Genomic DNA, 20,882 nt, shown 5'->3' with positions numbered 1-20,882 from the left:
TCACGTCTTAGATCCGAGCGTCTTTATGGCTTCGGAAAAGGTGTTTTCGCTGCCGCGAAGCAATGCATCAACACGTTCGAAAGCGCGTGATACGCTCATCAGCCGTGTCATTTCGCTGATTGCGTCTACATTTGAGCCTTCGATCGAACCTTGAATTACGCCGGCGTTGGGATTGTCGATGGCAGGCTGAGCCGCCACGCTCGGAATGACGGCGGAATTGTCGAAATAAGTCAGCTTGGCGTTCGGGCTGATGGTAAAAAGGCCGATCGTGCCCAGTTGCTTGCCGTTTTGATAGACCGCTCCATCCGACGAAATATCAGGCGGTCCGCCATTTGGATCGATCGTCAATGGCTGCCCGCCTGCGTCGAGAATTGGATAGCCCTTCACGGAGAGGAGTTCGCCCGTCGTCGACATCTGCATACGACCATCGCGCGTATAGACCTGACCGGCCGGTGATTGGAGGGAGAACCAAACGTCGCCTTTCGCCGCCACATCCAGGGGATTGCCCGTCTGGGTGATCAGACCGGCTTCGGTCTTGATGTAGCTTTCGCCGGCCGTAACGAAACTCGAGTTTTCCGCGGCCTTCGACACCATAGCCTCGAACTTCATGCCTGTGGCGCGAAAGCCTGGTGTCGACATATTCGCCACATTGTGAGCCAGCGCATCAAGACGCCGCTCCAGCGATATTTGCGCGGAAAGCCCCACATAGATCGAATTTTCCATCAGCGACCACCCAACTTGAACGATTGCAAAGTCGCAAGAATGCTTGCCGAGATCCCGATGGTGGAGGTTCCTCCCAGCAGCAAGGATGGTGCGCTCGCAGCTGTCGAAGGATTGTTCATCTCGTACATGGCAGTGAAACGCGTCAGCAGCTTGTTGAGTTTGGCGGGGTCCTTGAGATCCTTCAGATCAAGTTTGTCCTCGACCAGTTTGGCCTGTCGGTCGATGTCGAGATTGGACATCTGCGCCGGCATGTTGAAGGTCGCCTGGAAGACCTGGAGAAGCGCCTTATCGCCAAGTATCTCGAAAGCATTGGTAATGGTCGGCGCCTTACGGGCGAAATAGAGCGCCAACCGCACGCCCTCATTCTGCTGCCCCGTTTCGACTTCGAGAGTCTGGCGCACATATTTGTCGACGATCGGCTGCTTAACTTCAGGCTGGGCGGTCGTCTTGTCGCCGAGCTTGGCGAAGTTGAAGGCCGTTGCAAGTTCCTTGTAACGCTGATCCGTAAGCTTGTTGGCGAAGCTCTCCGGATCCTCGACACCTTCCGTGAGAACCTTGCGGATGAAAGCCTTGGCATAAGCCATATCGTCAAGACCGAAGGACTTCAGCGCATAATTGTAGAGCTTCGTGTCTTTCATGAACTCGTCGATCGATTTCACATTACCGATATTCTTCAGGTAATAGTCGCTATCCCGCTGGACCATTGGCTCTTTGGAGACCCGGGCAAGCGAGCGCGGCAAGTCCGCGGCAATCAGCCGGTAGCCCGTCATCGTATTGATCATGATGCGCCTTTCCCGAAAACGTTTGACCCATATGTGTCAAATCAAGCTTGCCTGAAGCTGTCGAGCTGATCACCACCACGTGCGAACTCCATCTCCTGCAAGGTTCACGCAAGCCGACGCTGTTAGCCCTCTAGTGATAAACGTGCAGGAGAGTGTCTTGGGTATTCTTGTTGGACTCGTCGTGACGATGGGATGTCTTCTCGGCGGATTTATCGCGATGGGGGGCCATGTCGCCGTGCTCATGCAACCATGGGAATTCGTCATCATCGGCGGCTCTGCGCTCGGCACCTTCCTGGTGGCCAATCCGTTTTCCGCAGTTAAGGATACTGGCCGCGCCTGTATGGAAGCCTTTACCAACAAGATTCCCAAACAGCGGGACTATCTGGATGTGCTCGGCGTTCTCTACGCCCTGATGCGTGAGCTGCGCGCCAAATCGCGCAATGAGGTCGAGGTCCACATCGACAATCCAACGGAATCAACGATTTTCCAAACGTTCCCGAGTGTGCTCAAGAACCACGATTTGACGCATTTCATCTGCGACTATTGCCGTCTCATCATCATTGGCAACGCGCGCTCGCACGAGATCGAGGCGCTGATGGACGAGGAAATCCACACCATCGCCCGCGACAAGCTCAAGCCCTACAACGCCATGGTCAGCGTCTCCGAAGGCCTTCCGGCCCTCGGCATCGTCGCGGCAGTCCTCGGTGTGATCAAGGCTATGGGCGCGCTAAACGAATCGCCGGAGGTGCTCGGCCATTTGATCGGCGCGGCGCTGGTCGGAACCTTCGCCGGTATTTTCCTTTCCTACGGCGTCGTCGGCCCCATCGCCACCAAAATCAAGACAACCCGCGAAAAACAGAACCGCCTGTACATGATCGTCAAGCAGACATTGCTTGCCTATATGAATGGCGCACTACCCCAGATCGCGCTCGAATATGGCCGCAAGACCATTTCCGCTTATGACCGTCCGTCAATCGATGTGGTCGAGCAGGAAACGCTGACACCAGCCGCTCCCGCTCCGTTGCAGCAAGCGGCATAAGGACGATCATGGACGTTGAAACTGAACAAAAACGGCCGGACGCGCTTGCAGAAAACATCCTGCGCGCCGCTGGCTTGTCGGTTGATGATCTCAAATCACTGGAAACAGTCTTCCGTGATCTCGCGGCATCATTTGGCGCGAGAATTGCAGCCCAGACGGATGTCGCGGTGGGGGCGGAATTCGTGCGCATTGAATCACTCGAAAAAGATGCGATCGGCGAGACACTTCTGCAGTCCGGGCTCGTCGGTATGGTCCCCGTCGCCAAATGGGGATCACGTCTGATGCTCGCAGCGGATCGCAGCTTCGTCGATTGCGGTATCGAAGCGCTGTTCGGTTCGGGCGCCAGCCATGATACCGGCGCCGCGAAGCGGTCGCTGACCTCTGTCGACCTTGGTATTGCCCGGCAAATCTTTTCCGATGTAACCGCCTCGCTCGATCATATGTTCTCGGGCGGCGGTGAGTCCCTTTTTCAGATCGGCGACCTGGTCGAGGCTACGCACCTCGCGCCGGGGACAGTCACGGAAACACGCATGATCTGCTGCACGATCGCGCTAAAAGCTGCCGGGCGATCCGGTCAGATCCTGATCCTCCTGCCGCGCTCCAGCTTCAGGCCGATGCAGGAAGCCATAGCGCGCCTGCTCCGCCAGCCCGCACACCATTCCGACCCGACTTGGGCCAAGAAGCTGCGGCTCGAAGTCAGCCGAGCCCGCATCGACGTCGAAGCCTATCTGCAGCAGGGCTCGATGACGCTCGAACAGATCACTCTGTTACAGCCAGGTCAGGTGTTGCACCTGCCAAAGGATGCAATCGACCAGGTTCGTTTGCGCAGTGGCAAACAGGCGCTCTACCGGTGCCGGCTCGGCAAGGCCGGCAGTGCATTCACCGTACGGATCACCGATCCCATCAATGAAGAAGAGGATCTCCTCGATGAGCTTGCCGCTGGTTAATCTTCTTTCGATCGCGCTGACGGCGGTGTCGCTCGCCGTCTTCTTTGCAGCGCTGCGCAAGGCCAACCGCCTCACAGCCATGAGCCGCGTGATGGCGCATCAGGTCGCCAGTTCCGCCGCCAATCTGCAGCAGGCGCTGGCGATCCTGCAGGCGGAGCGGGAAACCTGCCGCGACGAGAGCGTCCGGCTTGAGGCCAGACTGAAAGATTCGGATCGCGTGCGTTCCGAAATCACACGCGCCATCGACCTCGTCGAGCGGGCAAAGAATGATCTCAAGGATAACGTCCGGGTAATCCCGGCACCATTCCAACAATCAACCGTTGCTCCCGGGATGCCTGCGTTTGTTGCTGAGACAGCACCCGTTGCTCCTGCAAAAAACCTCCCCGTATTCGTTAACCGCATCGTCCGCAGAGCCGATGTGGCAAGCGCCGTCCTCTAACTCTGGACTTACCAAATCATGGCCATATCCGACAAGAACTCAATCGAAGACGAGCTCAACGAAGCGATCGAAGATTTGAAGCGCGACGATCCGCAGCCGGGCCGCAAATCGGCAGGCACGAAGCCCAACATCGATCTCATCATGGGCATTCCGGTGGATGTTCAGGTAGTGCTGGGCAGCACATCCATGCCCGTCGCCAATCTGATGAAGCTCGGCCGCGGCGCCGTTGTCACGCTCGACAAGCAGATTGGAGATCCGGTCGATATCGTCGTCAATGGCAGGGTTATCGCCCGCGGCGAAGTAATCGTTCTCGAAGACGATTCCTCTCGCTTCGGTGTCAGCCTTACCGAGGTCATCGGCAGCGGTATCTGATCCAATCCACCATACAACTCCTAGAAGCCGGGCCGCATGAGCGATCAAGAAACACCCCAAAGTGCAAGTGCCATCATGGATCTGTCGGGTCCCGAAAAGGTTGCGGCATTGCTCGTGGCGATCGGGCGGCCATCCGCATCGCGCCTTCTCAAGCATTTCACCGCCGATGATCTGCGTTCGCTTGCAGGCCATGCACGCAAACTCGAACCGATCACGCCGGGCGATTTCGAAGAACTGGTCAAGCAGTTCGAGAACGCCTTCGCCGATGGGGCGCCGGTGTCCGAGGCTGGGATGCGCTTCGAGGGATTGTTGCGCGAAACACTATCGGCCGACGAGGCCAGCGCCGTCATCGAGAACCGCCGTCCGGAATTACTGACGCAGGAGTCGGTTTGGGACCAGTTGCCACGCATTCCATCCGACGTGCTTCATGCCTATCTGACCGCACAACATCCACAGGTCAGCGCCTATGTGATTTCCCGCCTGCCCTCCGATATTGCTGCGAAACTCCTGATCCGTTTTGACGCAGCGCAGCGCAGCGCCATCATCCAGCGCACTTTGCACATTCGTAAAGTTGGTCCAGCCGTTTCGGCAATGCTGGAGGGCATCCTGCAGCGCGAAGTCACCGGCAAGGACAATTCGAGTTCCGAAAAGAGCCATCACGGCACGATCGCCAATATCATCAATCAGCTGGAAAAATCCGAGATCGACGAATTGCTTGCCGGCCTCACCGATCTCGGCGCCGATGATCTCGCCAAGATCAAGGCCAAGCTGTTCACCTTCGAGGATATCGTGCGCATATCGCAGCGCGCCCGGCTTGTTCTCTTCGATGAAATCCAGACCGATGTGGTCACGACGGCTTTGCATGGCTGCGAACCGCAGTTGCAGGAACTTATCCTGCAGTCGCTGTCCACCCGCGGGCGGCGCATGGTGGAAACCGAGCTATCCAGCCAGACCAATATCAACGCCAATGCCGTGACGGAAGCGCGGCGCACCATTGCCCGCACGGCCATTGTGCTCGCAGACCGCGGTGATCTGAAGCTTGAGGCGGAAGAGCCTGCAGCGTGAGACGGGTTCGCTAGCAAATGTCGGATACGGCTGACAAGGAAAGCAAAACCGAGGAAGCCACTGAGAAAAAAGTCAGTGATGCGGTCGAAAAGGGCAACCTCCCTTTCTCCCGGGAAGCACCGATCCTCGCCTCGATTGTCGCCTTTCTCATCATCATGGTGTTCGTCGTCGTGCCCAGCGGAGCCAAGCTTGCCGCATTTCTTTCTGAACTCCTCGACAAGTCGGATGACTGGCGGCTCAACAGCGCCGACGATGCACGGCAATTGTTCGGCATCATCGGCGCAGCCATAGGCATGGCCTTGCTGCCGATCCTCGTCATCGTCCCTGGCGCCGGTATCCTCGCATCTGTCCTGCAAAACGCTCCGCGCATCGTCTTCGACCGCATCCAGCCCGAAGCGTCGCGCATCTCCATCGTCAAGGGCTGGTCGCGTCTTTTCGGTTCAGCAGGCCGCGTCGAGTTCCTCAAATCCACATTCAAATTTGCAGCCGCGAGCATCATCGTCTTTATGATCTTCTTCGAGGACAGCCATTTCTTCGTCGATGCGATCATCACGGAGCCTAGCCAGTTGCCCGAACTTATCCGCACGCACATCGTGCGCCTGCTCGCCTCCGTGGCGATTGCCGTCACCGTGCTTGCCGCATTTGACCTTGCTTGGACACGGATTTACTGGCGCAGCGAACTCCGCATGACGCGCCAGGAAGTCAAGGACGAACACAAGCAGGCAGAAGGCGACCCACTGCTCAAATCCCGCTTGCGTTCACTTGGCCGCGACCGCGCACGCCAGCGCATGATAGCTTCGGTACCGACTGCCACACTGATCGTCGCAAATCCGACACACTTCTCGGTTGCTCTCCGCTACAACCCTTCACAGGATGGGGCGCCTGTGGTTGTCGCCAAGGGGCAGGATATCATCGCTCTCAAGATCAGGGAGATCGCCGAGACGCATGACATACCCATATTCGAGAATATCCAATTGGCACGGTCACTTTATAAGCAAGTTCAGGTCAATCACGTGATAGCCCCGGAATTTTACAAGGCCGTGGCCGAGCTTATTCAATTTGTTAATGGACGCCGTAAATAATCGCGTAAATTTGAGCGGATCAATATATATGAAGAGAACACAATATTCAGTTGCCCGCGTCGAGATCATCTCCGCACATCTGACGGAGGTCATACACGATCTTCGCCTTGTGGATGTAGCGGACTATATAGCCTTCATTCGTTGCGAACTCTTCGGCAATATTGCCGACATCGTCAATTCTGCAACGGAACTGACTTTTTATCCGGATACGCTTACCTTCGGCCTCGGCGGCGAGTACACGCTCGATTGGAATTCAACGCCAAAGGTAATGCTCGATCTGGAATTCAGCAATATGGGCGTGAACGCCTATTTCAGGCTGACCCTCTCGGCCGATACGACCGAGATCGATCTGCATCATGTGCGTTTTTCTGAGACCGGCAAAAGCCCAGCTGACAATACGGCGCTGCTCACAGCGGCCTTCGACAACGCTCGGCTACCGCAACTTACTGCACCCAAATAGCGTCTAGAACCTGCTGGCAATGGCTGGCATTTCGATGACGCCCAGGGCCAGCGCCGTCGCCACCGTCGATGTGCGATTGGAGCAACCAAGCTTGTTCTTGGCGTTCTGCAGATAGGTCACCACGGTCCATCGGGCGATGTTGAGAATCTCGCCGATTTCGCCATCGGTCTTGCCGTTGGCGGCCCAATACAAACAGTCGATCTCGCGCTTCGTTAAAAGCTTGCCGACGATTGCGGCAAGGCCCGGATTGCGATTGCCGTGCAGCACATTGTGCAGGCGCGTCGACACAGTCCCCAATCTCTTTCGCATCCCCTCGACGAATGCAACTTCATCCGCCGGTTCGACGTCGAAAGTGAACAGCGTGACTCCACGAAAGCCATGCGCATTCGAAGCTTCGACAGCCAGATAAAGATTGCCCAAACCACGCAACTCGCAATCGCGCAGAAATTGTTTGACCTCGGTCGACAATCCCGCCTCCGCCGAGAGATTGCGTACGGTACCGGGTGCATTTCCCTGGTGTCTAGATGGCCTTATAGCCTGCATGATCGGATCAACCGAGAAGTAGTTCTTGGCTGCATAACGCAGCACCCATTTCACCGGCACGGTGGTCAGTACAGATACATCAGGAGCAGGACCGCGATAGGGCCCCGGCTGGTCGGTATGGCCCACATGCGTGATGTAGCGGCAGCTCAGTTGCCGCCTGATTTCAACAAGCATTTCAAGGGTATCGTGCTTGACGGTACCACTCAAAAAGCCTTCTTCGAAGTCCGGAAAATGGGCCAGATCAAAATGCATCGGGACTTGGGTCATTCCTCTTGGCAGGCATAATGTGCCGGCATCATCGTCAGTAAACTTAAAAATCCGGATTGTTTGGAAGGCAACGAATCACTAACGTGTATATGGTTGCACGACCCTGACTCGGCGCACAAGCCGATGAACAATTGTATTCCTTCCTTATCACATTTTTGCAATGCAGACACAATTCTTGGTTGAAATATTCCGAATTTTTCTCACGCTTATAAGGCTACAATATCGCGCTACGGTTAATCTGCATAAGCCACGCGCTGCGTGATGCAATCCTCCGTCGCCCGCCGCTTTGGTTTGTGCTAATGCCAGTATATGGCAACAGAAACAAACGATAATTTCTTCGATACGCTTCCCGTTTTCACGCAATTCGAGGGGGTCGCCGATACGAACAATTACAAGCCGCTCCCGGATGACTGGGTATTGGCGACAGCCGATATCGTCGGTTCGACCAAGGCGATCGAGGCGGGCCGCTACAAGGCCGTAAACATGGCCGGCGTGAGCGTCATCTCTGCCCTCCTTAACGCGCTCGGCAAAAAGAACTATCCCTTCGTTTTCGGCGGCGATGGGGCGCTGGTGGCACTACCGGCATCCGCCGCACCGCTCGTCCGCGAAGCTCTGGCAGCAGTACAAGCCTGGGTTGCAGATGATCTGCAACTGAGCCTGCGTGCGGCGCTTGTTCCGATGCACGATATCCGTGCCGAGGGCCTTGACGTGCGCGTCGCCCGCTTCAAGGTCAGTCCCTACGTTTCCTACGCCATGTTTGCCGGAGGCGGCGCGAGTTGGGCGGAAGCGCAGATGAAAGGGGGCCGGTACGCCGTCGAACCTGCTTCTTCCGGTACCCGGCCTGACCTAACCGGCCTTTCCTGCCGCTGGAACCCGATTGAGGCGCGCAACGGCGAGATCGTGTCGATCATCGCAGTTCCGGGGACGTCAGGTGCCAGCGCGCAATTCCAGATGCTTGTTGCTGACATCATTGCCGTCGCGGCGGAGCAGAGCCGCGGCTCCCACCCGCTTCCCGCGGAGGGGCCGCCGATCAGCTTGGCCACCAAAGGTGTCGATGCGGAAGCACGGGCCACCGCCCCGATCGGCAAGCGCTTTTCCCGCAAACTAGCAATTATCGGACAGATTGCATTGACTTTCGCACTCGACAGGCTCGGGCTCACTGCGGGCGGCTTCGATCCGAAGCGCTACAAAGTCGAGTTGTCGCAAAACTCCGATTTCCGCAAATTTGACGACGGCCTCAAGATGACCATCGACATAGATGCCGGGCGTTTGAGTCGTATCGAAATGTTGCTGGAAGACGCTTCGAAAGCAGGTATCGTCCAATATGGCTTGCATCGGCAAGACACAGCGCTGATCACCTGTTTCGTGCCGGCGCCCCGCGCCCACGACCACATTCATTTCATCGATGGAGCAATGGGCGGCTATGCTATGGCCGCAAGTAATCTGAAGGCGAAACTGTCTTAAGACGGTCAACCAGCTACGCCTTCACAATATGCTCGGCCATTAGCCCAAGTTTCGCAAAAATATTCCGCGTATCGACGATAAGCGGCGCCCACTTCGCCAGAGCGGCGTAGTCGACGTCGTCATGATCGGTCGAGATCAGAATGGCATCGTAAGATTTTATTGAAGCCTCATCTAAATCTATCGATTTGCGGCCCTTCAGCGCCATGTATTCGCGCGTTGTTGGGATCTCGGCAACGAAGGGGTCATGATAATCGGCCTTTCCGCCACGTTCCTCGATGATTTCGATCAGCCGTAGCGACGGGCTTTCACGGATATCCGGCACGTTCTTCTTGTAAGCCAGCCCGAGGACCAGAACGCGAGACCGGCTGAGCGCTTTGCCCGCACCCATATCGAGCGCCTCGGCAAGCTTCCCGACGACATGGCGCGGCATAGCGGAATTGATCTCGCCGGCCAGTTCGATAAATCGGGTCGGCAATTCATATTCGCGCGATTTCCATGTCAAATAGAACGGATCGATGGGGATGCAGTGGCCGCCGAGTCCCGGCCCAGGATAGAAGGGCATATAGCCGAAAGGCTTGGTCTTCGCCGCCTCGATCACTTCCCAGATATCGATACCCATCGCCGCGTAGACGGTCTTGAGTTCATTGACGAGCGCGATATTCACCGAGCGGAAAATATTCTCTGTGAGTTTCACCGCTTCCGCCGTCGCATTGGACGAAACCGGCACCACGGTTTTTACCGCCGCACCGTAAAAGGCCTGCATCAATTCGCGTGCCTCCTCGCCGTCGCCCGCAACGATTTTCGGGATCGTGGCAGTCTGAAAATCGCGATTGCCAGGATCTTCGCGTTCGGGCGAGAAGCCCAGAAAGAAATCTGTGCCGGACTTGAGGCCGGTTTTTTCCAGGATCGTCTTGACTACATCGTCGGTCGTGCCGGGATAGGTGGTCGACTCAAGCACGATCAGCTGGCTGGGGCGCAAGGCAGCCGCGATCGAGCGGCAGGTCGCCTCGACAAAGGAAAGATCAGGATCGCGGTGTTTCGTCAGCGGCGTCGGGACGCAAATGATGATAACATCGCACCTCGCGAGCCCGGAAAAGTCGCTTGTCGAGCGAAACCTCTTCGCCACTACCTCGCTTTTGAGAGCTTCGTCCGTGACCGCTTCGATATAGGAGCGACCGGCATCGAGCGCGACGATCTTGCCCGGATCGATATCGAAACCAGTTACGGCAAAACCGCTGCGCGCAAGCGTGATCGCAAGCGGCAATCCGACGTAGCCAAGTCCTATGACACCGGCGCGGGCCCGTCGTGTTGCGATTTTGCCGGAAAGATCTGAAAAAGCGGAGGAGGCCAAGATGTTCTCTTTTGTGCAAGCGCCGTCACCGGCAATCAAGTCGGTTTTAGATGGCCGCTATGAAGTTGGCTGTCAAGCGAACGGTCAAGGGCCGCCTCGGAGTTCTCTTTGAGAAACAAGCCAGGCGCCTGTCGGGATGGAAGTATCGACAGGTCACTCACGATCAATTGACAATCGCCTATTGTTTCAAATCGGTGACATGCCCATCTGACAAACGGAGACAATGACCGATAGAGGACCGCCCGCCGAACTACCCGCCTGAGCCATACCGGACCGGTGAGATTACGATGCAGGCACGCCCGTTGCCGACGTTGACACCATTGCCCGATTCGCTCATCTTCCTCCTGTTTCCTGCCTATTTTGTGCGCGATTTGATCGCGCTTCCTCAGGAGCAGCGACTGTGTGCGGGAAGTGGACGTGGCTCGCATTTGCAAGGACGACGGATGAGCACGACCCAATTTGACGTATCCACCATACTTCTCGATAAAGTAGCTGACTGGCTCACACAAACTTCGCTTGCCGGCGACAATCTGGAAACCATTGTACGCGGCTTTTGCGAACGTATCGCAGCGGCGGGCCTGCCGATCGCCCGCGTCAACCTGTCGTTCTCCATGCTGCATCCGCTCTATGATGCGTTGGGATTCACCTGGAAACGCGCGAGTGGCATGAGCGTCGAAGGTTACCGGCACGACCCCGCCGGAAAGCCCGAACGCTTCCTGTTGAGCCCCTACTTCTATCTTCTCAGCAACAATCTGGAGCATCTGCGCCGACGCATCGATGTCGATGGACCACTCGAATTTCCAGTCCTCGACGAGCTGAAACAGGAAGGTGTCACCGACTATCTCGCCTTTTTGCAGCCCTTTGGCGGTCAATCGACGCAAGGCATGATGGGTTCCTGGTCAACTGACAGCAAGGAAGGGTTTAGCGACGCGATGATCGCCGCGCTCCTGCGGTTGCAAAACCATTTGGCAGTAGCAGCAAAAATGGCGGTTCTTGGCAAGCTCGCCGACAATATGCTCACCACATATCTCGGCGGCAATGCCGGCAAGCGCGTTTTGAATGGCCAGATCCGCCGTGGCGATGGCGATACAATCCGTGCAGCTCTCGTCATGGGCGATATGCGCGAGTCGACCGTTCTAGCCGAAAAAGAAGGACGGCAGGCCTATATAGATACGCTTAATCATTTTTTCGATGCCATTGCGGCCCCGTTCAACCGGGGAGGCGGCGAAATCCTGAGCTTTATGGGCGATGGCTTTCTTGCGGTCTACCCCTGCGGACGTCATAAGGATCCGTCGAAGATCGCCTGCCAGACCGCTCTCAATGCGGTATTCAAGGCGCAGGCACGCGTCGCTGAACTCAACAAGGAGCGGTGCAAGGATGGTCTTGGCGATGTTCGCTATGGTATCGGCCTGCATGTCGGCAATGTCATGTTTGGCAATGTCGGGCTTAAAGACCGCCTGACCTTCTCCGCTTTCGGCTCCGCCGTGAACGAAGTGCAGCGCCTGCAGGGCCTAACCAAGAAATATTCGCGCGAGGTCATCGCCAGTCAGGCATTTGCCACCTATTGTGGTGGCGACTGGGTCACATTGGGCGAGGAAAAATTGCGCGGAGTCGGGCAGAAAGTTACAGTTCTACTGCCGAAATCTTCCGAACAGACAGCGCAGCTGGACGACGCCTATGATCAGGTCACCTACGATGGTCTGTCAGATGCGGAACAGGTTATGCTGTTACATCGCGATACGAAGGCCCAGGATCGGCGTCCCATGATCGATAAATTCATGCAATGACAGGAAAGATCGTCGCCATGGCTCTTCTTGCCGCTACTCTCAATCTATCCAGTGCGGCAGCAGAGCCAGGGGGTGACACGCTCTTCGATGGTTTTGACGGCAAGGATTTTGCGGCAAGTGGCGGGCTTTACTACCGCAAGAATTTTGAACAGCGCGCCGGGACGTTCGAATTCCAGTCCGAGGTCAAGCAGTCTGGCACTGGCGCCTTGAAGCTGAGCGTCAAGCCATTTTGCCCGAACATCAAAAAGAACTGTAGCGAACGCGCCGAGATCTGGGAGAAAACTGACCGTCGCGTACCCTATACTGAGGGTGTTTGGTATGGTTTTGCCGTCAAGTTTGGCGACCCTGTCCCGAAAGGCGACCATCGCTACCTGATCGCGCAATGGAAGCGCGAGATAGGGCCTGATGCGGCCGGTGATTTCAGTCCATTCCTGGCGTTGCGTCTCAACCACGGCAAACTGTTCGCGACCATCGAAACCAATTATGTGGCGCCTTCCGGATCGGAAGAATCAAGCACCGTGAAGGCATGCGGCGACAAGCAAACGCCGGTTTGGTTCAGGCCGGACACGAATCAGATGCGCGCGCTCGTCGCAACCGACGAGAACTGGACACCTCAGGACGGCAGCCAGTTCAACAGTTGCACCGATGCGATTACCGTGACCGATCATGGCAACAGCCTGCCTTCGCCGGATTCCGGCTGGATCGATTTCGCCATTTATACGAAGCCCGGCCCGGACGGGACCGGCCATGTCGAGATTTTCGCTAACAAGAAATGGATTGTAACAGTTAAGGGCCATATCGGTCATGGTGACAAGGGACTGGGTACCAATCAGTATTTCAAATTTGGTCCCTACAGAGCTGCCGACAAGACCGCGTGGACGCTCTATTATGATAATTTCCGCCGTTCGCCGCGCTGCGAGGACGTACTAGGCGCGGGTCTGTGTCCTACGTTCTGATCGCCGGCTTTCGGTGCGCCTTCGGTAGCATCCTCTATTTTTATTGGACGACTGCATCAGCTAAAACGCTCGCCGATCGCAGGCGGGAGAGTCACACGGCCCTTCGCAGATATAGCGAATTATTCTTCTTACTCACCACCAAAGTGGGGATTCGAGTAACCTTTAGCGTAATTTCGCCAGCCGCCCGGCAAACTATTGTTGAAGCAGGTGCGGCGCTGTCGGCACGCAGAGCCAGCTAGACTCCCCCAAGGCCGTGCGATAGGTTCAATGTAGGTGAGCAACGAACAAGGCTCCGAGGGAACAATTGGCTGGCATGAAGTCGGAATCTGATCTGTTGCGTATCGAAAATCTGGGCATTTCGTTTTCGATGCTTGGTGGACGTTTGCAAGTCGTCAAGGGTGCAAACCTGCGCGTTCTTCCGGGAAAAGTGACTGCTCTTGTCGGCGAATCCGGTTCGGGTAAGTCCGTCATCAGCCAGTCCGTCATGGGAATCCTGCCCAATACGGCAAAGGTTACCGGGAAAATACTGTTCACCGATCCAATCGATGGCAGAAGCACGGATATCCTGCAATTGTCGCGTGATGGGCCCGAGATCCGGGCGCTACGCGGCAGCCGCATGGCGAAAATCTTTCAGGAGCCGATGACGTCGCTGTCGCCGCTACACACTGTTGGCAACCAGATCAGCGAAGTATTGGCAATCCACACCGAAGCGACGAAAGACGAGCGCCGGGCAAAAACCGAGGAAATGCTCGGCCTTGTCGGTTTTGCCAAGCCAAGCCGCACCTATGACATGTACCCGTTCGAGCTGTCGGGCGGTATGCGCCAGCGCGCCATGATTGCTATGGCGCTCATCTGCCGCCCCGCTTTGCTCATAGCCGATGAGCCGACGACGGCGCTTGATGTCACGATCCAGGCGCAGATCCTCGAACTGCTGCGCGATCTCCAGCACAAGCTGAACATGGCAATACTACTCATCACCCATGATCTCGGCGTCGTCGCCAATATGGCCGACGAGGTGGTGGTCATCTATCACGGTGAGATCATGGAGGCAGGACCAGTAGACGCGATCTTCCGTAAGCCGCAGCATCCCTATCTGAAAGGCCTCATGGCTGCCGTACCACATTTCGACATGAAGCCTGGTGAACGCTTGAAGGCACTACGCGAAGTCCCGGTCAATTCGAGCACATTGTGGGCAAAGAAAAAAAAGAGCGAAAACGCGCCGGAAATTCTTCTTTCCGTTCGCGACCTGGTGAAAGCCTATGGCATCCGCAAGTCGGGCCTGTTTGGCAAGCAGGATAAGACCTTGGTAAAAGCGGTGGACGGCATCAGCTTCGATATCAGGCGCGGCGAATGCCTCGGTCTTGTCGGCGAGAGCGGTAGCGGCAAAACCACAGTCAGTAAAATATTGATGCGCGCGATCACGCCCGACAGCGGCTCGGTCACATTTGACGACGGCAGAGGAAAGATCGATGTTCTCAAGGCGGAAGGCGACGAACTCATGGAGTTGCGCACCCGCATCCAGATGGTGTTCCAGGATCCGGTCTCATCGCTCTCACCGCGCATGACGGTGCAGAACATCCTCAGCGAACCGCTAGAGATACATGGACTTGGCGACAGTGCTTACCGTCTGGAGAAGGTGCGCGCGCTGATGCAGGCAATCGGCCTCGACCAGCGCTATCTCAACCGCTATCCACACAGCTTTTCCGGCGGTCAGCGCCAGCGCATAGGTATCGCCCGTGCTCTCGCGCTCGGGCCACAACTGCTGATTTGCGACGAACCAGTCTCGGCGCTGGACGTCTCAGTTCAAGCGCAGATTCTCAATCTTCTCAAGGACCTGCAGAAGGAACTCGGCCTTACCTATCTGTTTATTTCCCACAACCTCGCCGTTGTCGATTATATGGCGGACCGTATTGCCGTCATGTGCGCGGGCCGTATCGTCGAGATTGCCCCGCGCGAAATCATTCTGCGCGATCCCGTACACCCCTATACGCGCTCGCTTCTGGCAGCCATACCGTTCCCTGATCTCGACAGGCCGCTCGATTTCAAGACCTTGAAGGCGGGCGGCGCTTCAGACAAACAGGCTTGGGGTTCGCAATTCACCGGCGATGGCAACGGCGATACGCTTGCGCCGGCTGATCTTGGCGGTGGCCATTTGGTGCTCGCCCGGCGCAATGCCGATGCAAGGGAACTACGTTCGTGGTAACGCGCCGCACTGTCCTTGGTACTTTTGGCCTTGGCGCTCTCGGCTGCGCGATGCTGCCGGGCCCGGCAAGTGCTGCCGACCGAGAGCTCGAGCCGGAATATCTGACAGATCAACTGCGGGCGCGCAGCCTGCCCCCCCTTCCCCAGCGTCTGCCGAAGCGGCCTCGCATCGTCGGCCTGAAGGCGATGGGACGAACCCCCGGCCAATATGGCGGAACGGTCCGTACGATCATCGGCAGCGCCAAGGATATCCGGTTCATGACCATATACGGTTATGCGCGGCTGATCGGCTATGACGAACATCTCGTTTTCCAGCCCGACATTCTCGAAACGTTCCGATCCGAAAATGACACCGTCTTCACCTTCACATTGCGGGAGGGGCACAAATGGTCGGATGGTTCCGCCTTCACTGTCGATGATTTCCGCTATTGGTGGGAAGACGTCCTGCTCAACAAGGATCTCACTCCCGGCGGCGGCTCAATGGTTCTGCGTGTCGACGGGAATCTGCCGCGTTTCGAAGTTCTCGATGAATTGACTGTCCGGTATTCCTGGGACAAGCCGAATCCGGACTTCCTGCCGAGCCTCGCCGGCCCGCAACCGCTGATTATCACCGGCCCGTCCGCTTATCTCAAGAAATTCCACAAGAAATACCAAGATCAGTTCAGGCTTTCTGCATTGATGCAGGAACAACGGGTGAAAAAGTGGGCTGACCTTCACATCAAGATGGCGCGCGAATACCGGCCGGAGAATCCCGAGCTTCCAACCCTTTATCCCTGGCGGAATACGACAGCGCCACCGGCGGAACAATTCATCTTCGAACGCAACCCGTACTTCCACCGCGTCGACGAAAACGGCCGGCAATTGCCTTATATCGACCGCTTTGTCCTCAATGTCAGTTCATCCTCCATCATTCCCGCGAAAACGGGAGCGGGGGAAAGCGACCTGCAGGCAACCGGCATTGATTTTGCCGATTACACCTTCCTGAAGGATGCGGAAGATCGCTATCCGATAAAGGTTGATCTGTGGAAGGCAACGCGCGGCTCGCGCGTCGCAATCCTGCCCAATCTGAATTGCGGCGATGACGTCTGGCGTGGGCTGTTTCGCGATGTGCGGGTGCGACGGGCTTTGTCGCTTGCCATTGACCGGCACGAAATCAACATGGCGGTGTTTTACGGTCTCGGCGTTCCTAGTGCTGATACACTTTTGCCCGAAAGTCCTCTGTTCAAGCCCGAATATGCCAGTGCCTGGATCGATCACGATCCGGAACAGGCCAATGCGCTGCTTGACGAGGCCGGATTGCAAAACCGCGATGAGGACGGTATTCGCCTGCTCCCGGACGGACGGCTAGCCGAGATCACAATCGAGACACCGGGCGAGAGCTCCGTTGATACGGATGTGCTTGAACTCGTCACCGATCACTGGCGCAAGATCGGCATTGCGTTGTTCATTCGTACATCCCAGCGCGACATTTTCCGCAGCCGTGCTATGGGCGGGCGCATCATGATGTCGATCTGGTATGGGATGGACAATGGCGTGGCGACGGCCGACATGAACCCGGGACAGCTGGCGCCGACGATGGACGATCAGCTGCAATGGCCGCTCTGGGGAATGTATTACCTGTCGCATGGCAGCCAGGGCAAGGCAGCGGACCTTCCCGAAGCAATTCAGCTCACCGAGCTTTTGGGGCGCTGGCAGCGATCCGCTCACCTGGCGGAGCGCACCGAAATCTGGCAGCAGATGCTGGCCATCTATACCCAGCAGGTATTTTCGATTGGGCTTGTCAATGGCACACTGCAACCGATCGTCCGTACATCACGTTTGCAGAATGTTCCCGAAAAGGGCCTCTACGGATTTGATCCGACGAGCTATCTCGGCATTTACATGCCTGATACTTTCTGGCTGAGCGGGGAGCAGGTCTAGAGAAATGCTGCGTTATATACTTTGGCGTATCGCCGCGATGATCCCCACCCTATTGGTCATCTCGGCCTTGGTCTTTACCATTATCGAGTTGCCGCCAGGCAATTTCTTCGAGAGCCAGATTGCGGAACTTCGTGCTCAGGGTGAAACCGTCAATCTGCAGGAGATTGAGGAACTGCGCCATCAATATGGTTTCGACCAGCCGCCAGTGTTGCGTTATTTCCATTGGCTTGGCGGCATGCTGCAGGGAGATTTCGGCTATTCCTTCGAATACCAGCTGCCCGTGAGCGAGGTGGTGGGAGAACGGATGTGGCTGACAATCCTCGTCTCTTTCGTCACCATCTTGTTTACCTGGATAATCGCCTTTCCTATCGGCATGTACTCAGCCACACATCAATACAGCTGGAGCGACTACGGTCTGACTTTCTTCGGGCTTCTCGGCATTGCCATCCCCAATTTCATGCTGGCGCTTATCCTGATGTATTTCGCCAATATCTGGTTCGGTACATCGATTGGCCATCTGATGGACCAGAAATACCTCAACGAACCGATGAGCTGGGAAAAAGCGCGATCCATCCTTTCCCATCTGTGGATTCCGGTCATCATCGTCGGCACAGCTGGCACAGCTGGCATGATCCGGCGGTTGCGCGCCAACCTCCTGGACGAGTTGCAAAAGCAATATGTGATGACGGCGCGCGCCAAAGGGCTTCACCCTTTCCGCACGCTGATCAAATATCCGCTGCGCATGGCGCTGAACTTCTTCGTCTCCGATATCGGTTCCATTTTGCCGTCAATCATCTCCGGCGCTGAAATCACTGCGATCGTGCTTTCGCTGGAAACAACCGGTCCGATGCTCATCAAGGCGTTGCAAAGTCAGGATATGTACCTCGCAGGCTCCTTCCTGATGTTCCTCGCATTCCTGACTGTCATCGGCGTACTCATATCCGATATTGCCCTTGCCTTTCTTGACCCCCGCATTCGTTTGCAAGGCAGGAGTACCAAGTGACGGCATCGCTCCCTCCGCCCGGCGCGCCCCTGCAGCATTACGTTTCCACCGCCCCGTTCGACCCGATGTCGGTCGAGGTGATGACCGACGAGCAGGCGAAAGTCCATCTCGCATCGCAAACGCGTCTGATGTGGTGGAAATTCAAGCGGCATAGGCTTGCTTTGGCGTCGGGCATTTTTCTGCTTCTGCTGTATGGCATGATCGTCATCGCCGAGTTCCTGGCACCCTATAATCTGCACACGCGCAATGTGGATTACATCCATTCGCCGCCGCAGCGCGTGCGTCTGTTCCACGACGGAAAGTTTGTTGGACCGTTCGTTTACGGCCGGCAAATGAAACTCGATATGGAATCGCTGAAGCGCATCTATACGAACAACCACAATGATGTAGAGCCGCTCCGCTTCTTCTGTCGTGGTGATAGCTACCGCTTCTGGGGATTGATTGACGGCAATATCCACCTCGTCTGCCCGGCAAAAGACGGCCAGATGTTCCTGCTCGGCACCGACCGGCTTGGCCGTGACGTGTTGTCTCGCATCATCTACGGTGCGCGCATATCGCTGACTATCGGTCTGATCGGCATAACCATCAGTTTCGTGCTCGGCATCGTGATCGGTGGCCTCGCCGGCTATCACGGCGGTTTGTTCGACCTGCTGGTGCAACGTGTCATCGAAGTGTTGCAATCATTGCCTAGCCTGCCGCTGTGGATGGCGTTGGCAGCTATCATGCCGGTGACGTGGAGCCCGATCCTGATCTATTTCGGCATCACCATCATTCTCGGCATGCTGGACTGGACTGGACTCGCCCGTTCCGTACGCTCCAAGCTTCTGGCGCTGCGTGAGGAAGACTACGTCCTGGCGGCGCAGCTGATGGGCGCCAAGAGCGGCCGCATTATCGGACGGCACCTTGTCCCTGGCTTTATGTCGCACCTCATCGCCACGGCCACCATTTCTATCCCCGGCATGATTCTTGGCGAGACGGCACTGAGCTTTCTCGGGCTTGGCCTCAGGCCTCCAATCACCAGTTGGGGCATTCTTTTGACCGAAGCGCGTAGCGTCAGCGTCATCGCCTTCTATCCTTGGCTGCTGTTTCCGATGATTCCTGTCATACTTGTTATCCTCGCGTTCAATTTCTTGGGAGACGGGTTGCGTGACGCTGCCGATCCCTACAGATAGTAGAAAGTGAGAGGCCGATGAGTTCGCATTCTCACGATCGTTTCGAATGCACTGCGCGGGTCAACCCGCAAAACAGGGGGTTTTGACCATGATGCGGCGTTTCGAAGATGCCCGGATCTTGATGTACAGCCACGACACCTTCGGCCTTGGCCATTTGCGGCGGTGCAGGACCATTGCCCATTCGCTTGTCGAGGACTATCGCGGGCTCAATATCCTGATTATATCCGGCGCAACCATCGCCGGCGCATTCGACTATCGCGCCCGCGTCGATTTCGTGAAGGTACCGAGCGTTATCAAGCTGCGCAATGGCGAATACACCTCCCTTGCACGCCACATAGACCTGCATGAAACGCTGAAGATGCGCCAGTCGATCATCCGACATACGGCCGAGACCTTCCAGCCCGACATCTTCATCGTCGACAAGGAACCGATGGGCTTAAAAGGCGAGGTGGAGGAAACTCTTGCCTTTCTGAAGTCGCGCGGCACGACGCTTGTACTTGGCCTGCGTGAGGTCATGGACGCGCCGCATCTGCTTGAGGCCGAGTGGAAGAACAATAATGTGATGCGGAAGATCGATCAGTTTTACGACGCGGTATGGGTCTATGGTCCGCCGGATTTCTACGATCCCCTCGTCGATCTGGATGTGCCTGTAACCCTGCGCGACAAGATGAAATTTGTCGGGTTCCTGCAGCGCAGCCTATCGAACGACAATGCCTCAACCCATGTTCCCGAGGGCGACTATATACTGGTCACCACCGGCGGAGGCGGCGATGGCGCCGATCTCGTGCACAATGTCATTCATGCCTATCAGCAGGACCCGACACTTCAACACAAGGCATTTATCGTGCTTGGACCCTATATGCCGGCCAAGCAGCGGGCGAAGCTGGTGAAGAAGGGGAGCAAGATCCCCTATATCCAGGTGATCGAATTCGACAATCGCATGGAAGAATTGATTGCCGGCGCCAAGGCCGTCGTCGCCATGGGCGGATACAACACCTATTGCGAGATCCTGTCCTTCGACAAACCGGCATTGATCGTCCCGCGTGTCCTGCCGCGCGAAGAGCAGCTGATCCGAGCCACGCGCGCCGCCGAATTTGGCCTCATCGAAATGCTGCTGCCGGAAGAAGCCGAAGACCCCTTGCGCTTTGCAGAAGTGCTCAAGCGCTTGCCGGACCGTCCCCCGCCATCGCAAACCGGCAAGGGCGAAGGCATGCGACTGGAGGGTCTCGTTCATATTTCCGAGATCGTCGGCGACTGGCTGGATGAACGCGAACAGCCGTTGCTCGCAGTCGCGGAATAAGAGCATCA

General features: G+C 56.6%; 19 protein-coding genes. 15 read left to right on the top strand and 4 right to left on the bottom strand.

The window, feature by feature from the left end; all coding sequences use genetic code 11:
• Nucleotides 1–726 (bottom strand): flagellar basal-body rod protein FlgF, encoded by a 726-nt coding sequence (flgF, locus tag ACSQ3H_RS28885; RefSeq protein WP_436120815.1) that lies wholly within the window; start codon nt 724–726, stop codon nt 1–3.
• Complete coding sequence (locus ACSQ3H_RS28880) at nt 723–1,505, bottom strand: DUF1217 domain-containing protein (RefSeq protein ID WP_436120480.1); 783 nt, start codon at nt 1,503–1,505, stop codon at nt 723–725. Before ACSQ3H_RS28880 ends, flgF begins: the two co-directional genes overlap by 4 nt.
• A gap of 157 nt (nt 1,506–1,662) precedes the next feature.
• On the opposite strand from ACSQ3H_RS28880, the gene motA reads away from it, so the two are divergent.
• Genes motA through ACSQ3H_RS28845 form a run of 7 tightly spaced genes read left to right on the top strand, consistent with a single transcriptional unit; the run spans nt 1,663 to nt 6,909 of the window.
• Nucleotides 1,663–2,544, top strand: a complete 882-nt coding sequence (gene motA, locus ACSQ3H_RS28875; RefSeq protein WP_436120479.1) for a flagellar motor stator protein MotA — start codon at nt 1,663–1,665, stop codon at nt 2,542–2,544.
• An 8-nt stretch (nt 2,545–2,552) separates the two neighbouring features.
• Nucleotides 2,553–3,491 (top strand): FliM/FliN family flagellar motor switch protein, encoded by a 939-nt coding sequence (locus tag ACSQ3H_RS28870; protein WP_436120478.1) that lies wholly within the window; start codon nt 2,553–2,555, stop codon nt 3,489–3,491.
• Nucleotides 3,472–3,930, top strand: coding sequence for a BAB2_0123 family type IV secretion system effector (locus tag ACSQ3H_RS28865; protein WP_436120477.1), 459 nt, complete (start codon nt 3,472–3,474; stop codon nt 3,928–3,930). Before ACSQ3H_RS28870 ends, ACSQ3H_RS28865 begins: the two co-directional genes overlap by 20 nt.
• An 18-nt stretch (nt 3,931–3,948) precedes the next feature.
• Nucleotides 3,949–4,302 carry a flagellar motor switch protein FliN gene (gene fliN / locus ACSQ3H_RS28860; protein ID WP_436120476.1) on the top strand — a complete coding sequence of 118 codons (354 nt, stop codon included), beginning with the start codon at nt 3,949–3,951 and terminating at the stop codon, nt 4,300–4,302.
• Between the two features lie 36 nt (nt 4,303–4,338).
• Nucleotides 4,339–5,367 (top strand): flagellar motor switch protein FliG, encoded by a 1,029-nt coding sequence (locus tag ACSQ3H_RS28855; protein ID WP_436120475.1) that lies wholly within the window; start codon nt 4,339–4,341, stop codon nt 5,365–5,367.
• A gap of 17 nt (nt 5,368–5,384) precedes the next feature.
• On the top strand, nt 5,385–6,449 hold the full coding sequence (locus ACSQ3H_RS28850; protein ID WP_436120474.1) for an EscU/YscU/HrcU family type III secretion system export apparatus switch protein: 1,065 nt from the start codon (nt 5,385–5,387) through the stop codon (nt 6,447–6,449).
• Nucleotides 6,450–6,477: 28 nt separating this feature from the next.
• Entirely contained in the window at nt 6,478–6,909 is a 432-nt protein-coding gene (locus ACSQ3H_RS28845; protein WP_436120473.1) for a hypothetical protein, read from the top strand.
• A 3-nt stretch (nt 6,910–6,912) separates the two neighbouring features.
• Here the strand turns inward: ACSQ3H_RS28845 and ACSQ3H_RS28840 are convergent, their stop codons facing one another.
• Complete coding sequence (locus tag ACSQ3H_RS28840; protein ID WP_436120472.1) at nt 6,913–7,719, bottom strand: LuxR C-terminal-related transcriptional regulator; 807 nt, start codon at nt 7,717–7,719, stop codon at nt 6,913–6,915.
• Between the two features lie 309 nt (nt 7,720–8,028).
• On the opposite strand from ACSQ3H_RS28840, the gene ACSQ3H_RS28835 reads away from it, so the two are divergent.
• Nucleotides 8,029–9,183: a DUF3095 domain-containing protein gene (locus ACSQ3H_RS28835; RefSeq protein ID WP_436120471.1), complete on the top strand. Its 1,155-nt coding sequence runs from the start codon at nt 8,029–8,031 to the stop codon at nt 9,181–9,183.
• A gap of 13 nt (nt 9,184–9,196) precedes the next feature.
• On the opposite strand, the gene ACSQ3H_RS28830 is transcribed toward ACSQ3H_RS28835, so the two are convergent.
• Nucleotides 9,197–10,534, bottom strand: a complete 1,338-nt coding sequence (locus ACSQ3H_RS28830; RefSeq protein WP_436120470.1) for a nucleotide sugar dehydrogenase — start codon at nt 10,532–10,534, stop codon at nt 9,197–9,199.
• A 443-nt stretch (nt 10,535–10,977) separates the two neighbouring features.
• On the opposite strand from ACSQ3H_RS28830, the gene ACSQ3H_RS28825 reads away from it, so the two are divergent.
• The 7 genes from ACSQ3H_RS28825 (at nt 10,978) to ACSQ3H_RS28795 (ending at nt 20,874) form a co-directional block, all read left to right on the top strand.
• Nucleotides 10,978–12,321, top strand: a complete 1,344-nt coding sequence (locus ACSQ3H_RS28825) for an adenylate/guanylate cyclase domain-containing protein (protein ID WP_436120469.1) — start codon at nt 10,978–10,980, stop codon at nt 12,319–12,321.
• Nucleotides 12,318–13,277, top strand: coding sequence for a polysaccharide lyase (locus ACSQ3H_RS28820; protein WP_436120468.1), 960 nt, complete (start codon nt 12,318–12,320; stop codon nt 13,275–13,277). The genes ACSQ3H_RS28825 and ACSQ3H_RS28820 overlap by 4 nt, the downstream gene beginning before the upstream one ends.
• Nucleotides 13,278–13,590: 313 nt before the next feature.
• The gene (locus tag ACSQ3H_RS28815) at nt 13,591–15,480 is read left to right on the top strand and encodes an ABC transporter ATP-binding protein (protein ID WP_436120467.1); all 1,890 of its coding nucleotides are present in this window, start codon (nt 13,591–13,593) and stop codon (nt 15,478–15,480) included.
• Entirely contained in the window at nt 15,474–17,399 is a 1,926-nt protein-coding gene (locus ACSQ3H_RS28810; protein WP_436120466.1) for an ABC transporter substrate-binding protein, read from the top strand. The genes ACSQ3H_RS28815 and ACSQ3H_RS28810 overlap by 7 nt, the downstream gene beginning before the upstream one ends.
• 4 nt (nt 17,400–17,403) lie before the next feature.
• A complete protein-coding gene (locus tag ACSQ3H_RS28805; RefSeq protein ID WP_436120465.1) occupies nt 17,404–18,402 on the top strand; it encodes an ABC transporter permease in 999 nt (332 codons plus the stop codon).
• Complete coding sequence (locus ACSQ3H_RS28800) at nt 18,399–19,574, top strand: ABC transporter permease (protein ID WP_436120464.1); 1,176 nt, start codon at nt 18,399–18,401, stop codon at nt 19,572–19,574. The genes ACSQ3H_RS28805 and ACSQ3H_RS28800 overlap by 4 nt, the downstream gene beginning before the upstream one ends.
• An 88-nt stretch (nt 19,575–19,662) precedes the next feature.
• Nucleotides 19,663–20,874 carry a glycosyltransferase family protein gene (locus tag ACSQ3H_RS28795; protein WP_436120463.1) on the top strand — a complete coding sequence of 404 codons (1,212 nt, stop codon included), beginning with the start codon at nt 19,663–19,665 and terminating at the stop codon, nt 20,872–20,874.
• The last annotated feature ends 8 nt before the right edge of the window (nt 20,875–20,882 follow it).

This window comes from Phyllobacterium sp. LjRoot231, from assembly GCF_964253365.1.
Lineage (GTDB): Bacteria > Pseudomonadota > Alphaproteobacteria > Rhizobiales > Rhizobiaceae > Phyllobacterium.
Note: the sequence above shows the minus strand (reverse complement) of the source record. Positions and strands in the feature narration are given on the sequence as shown.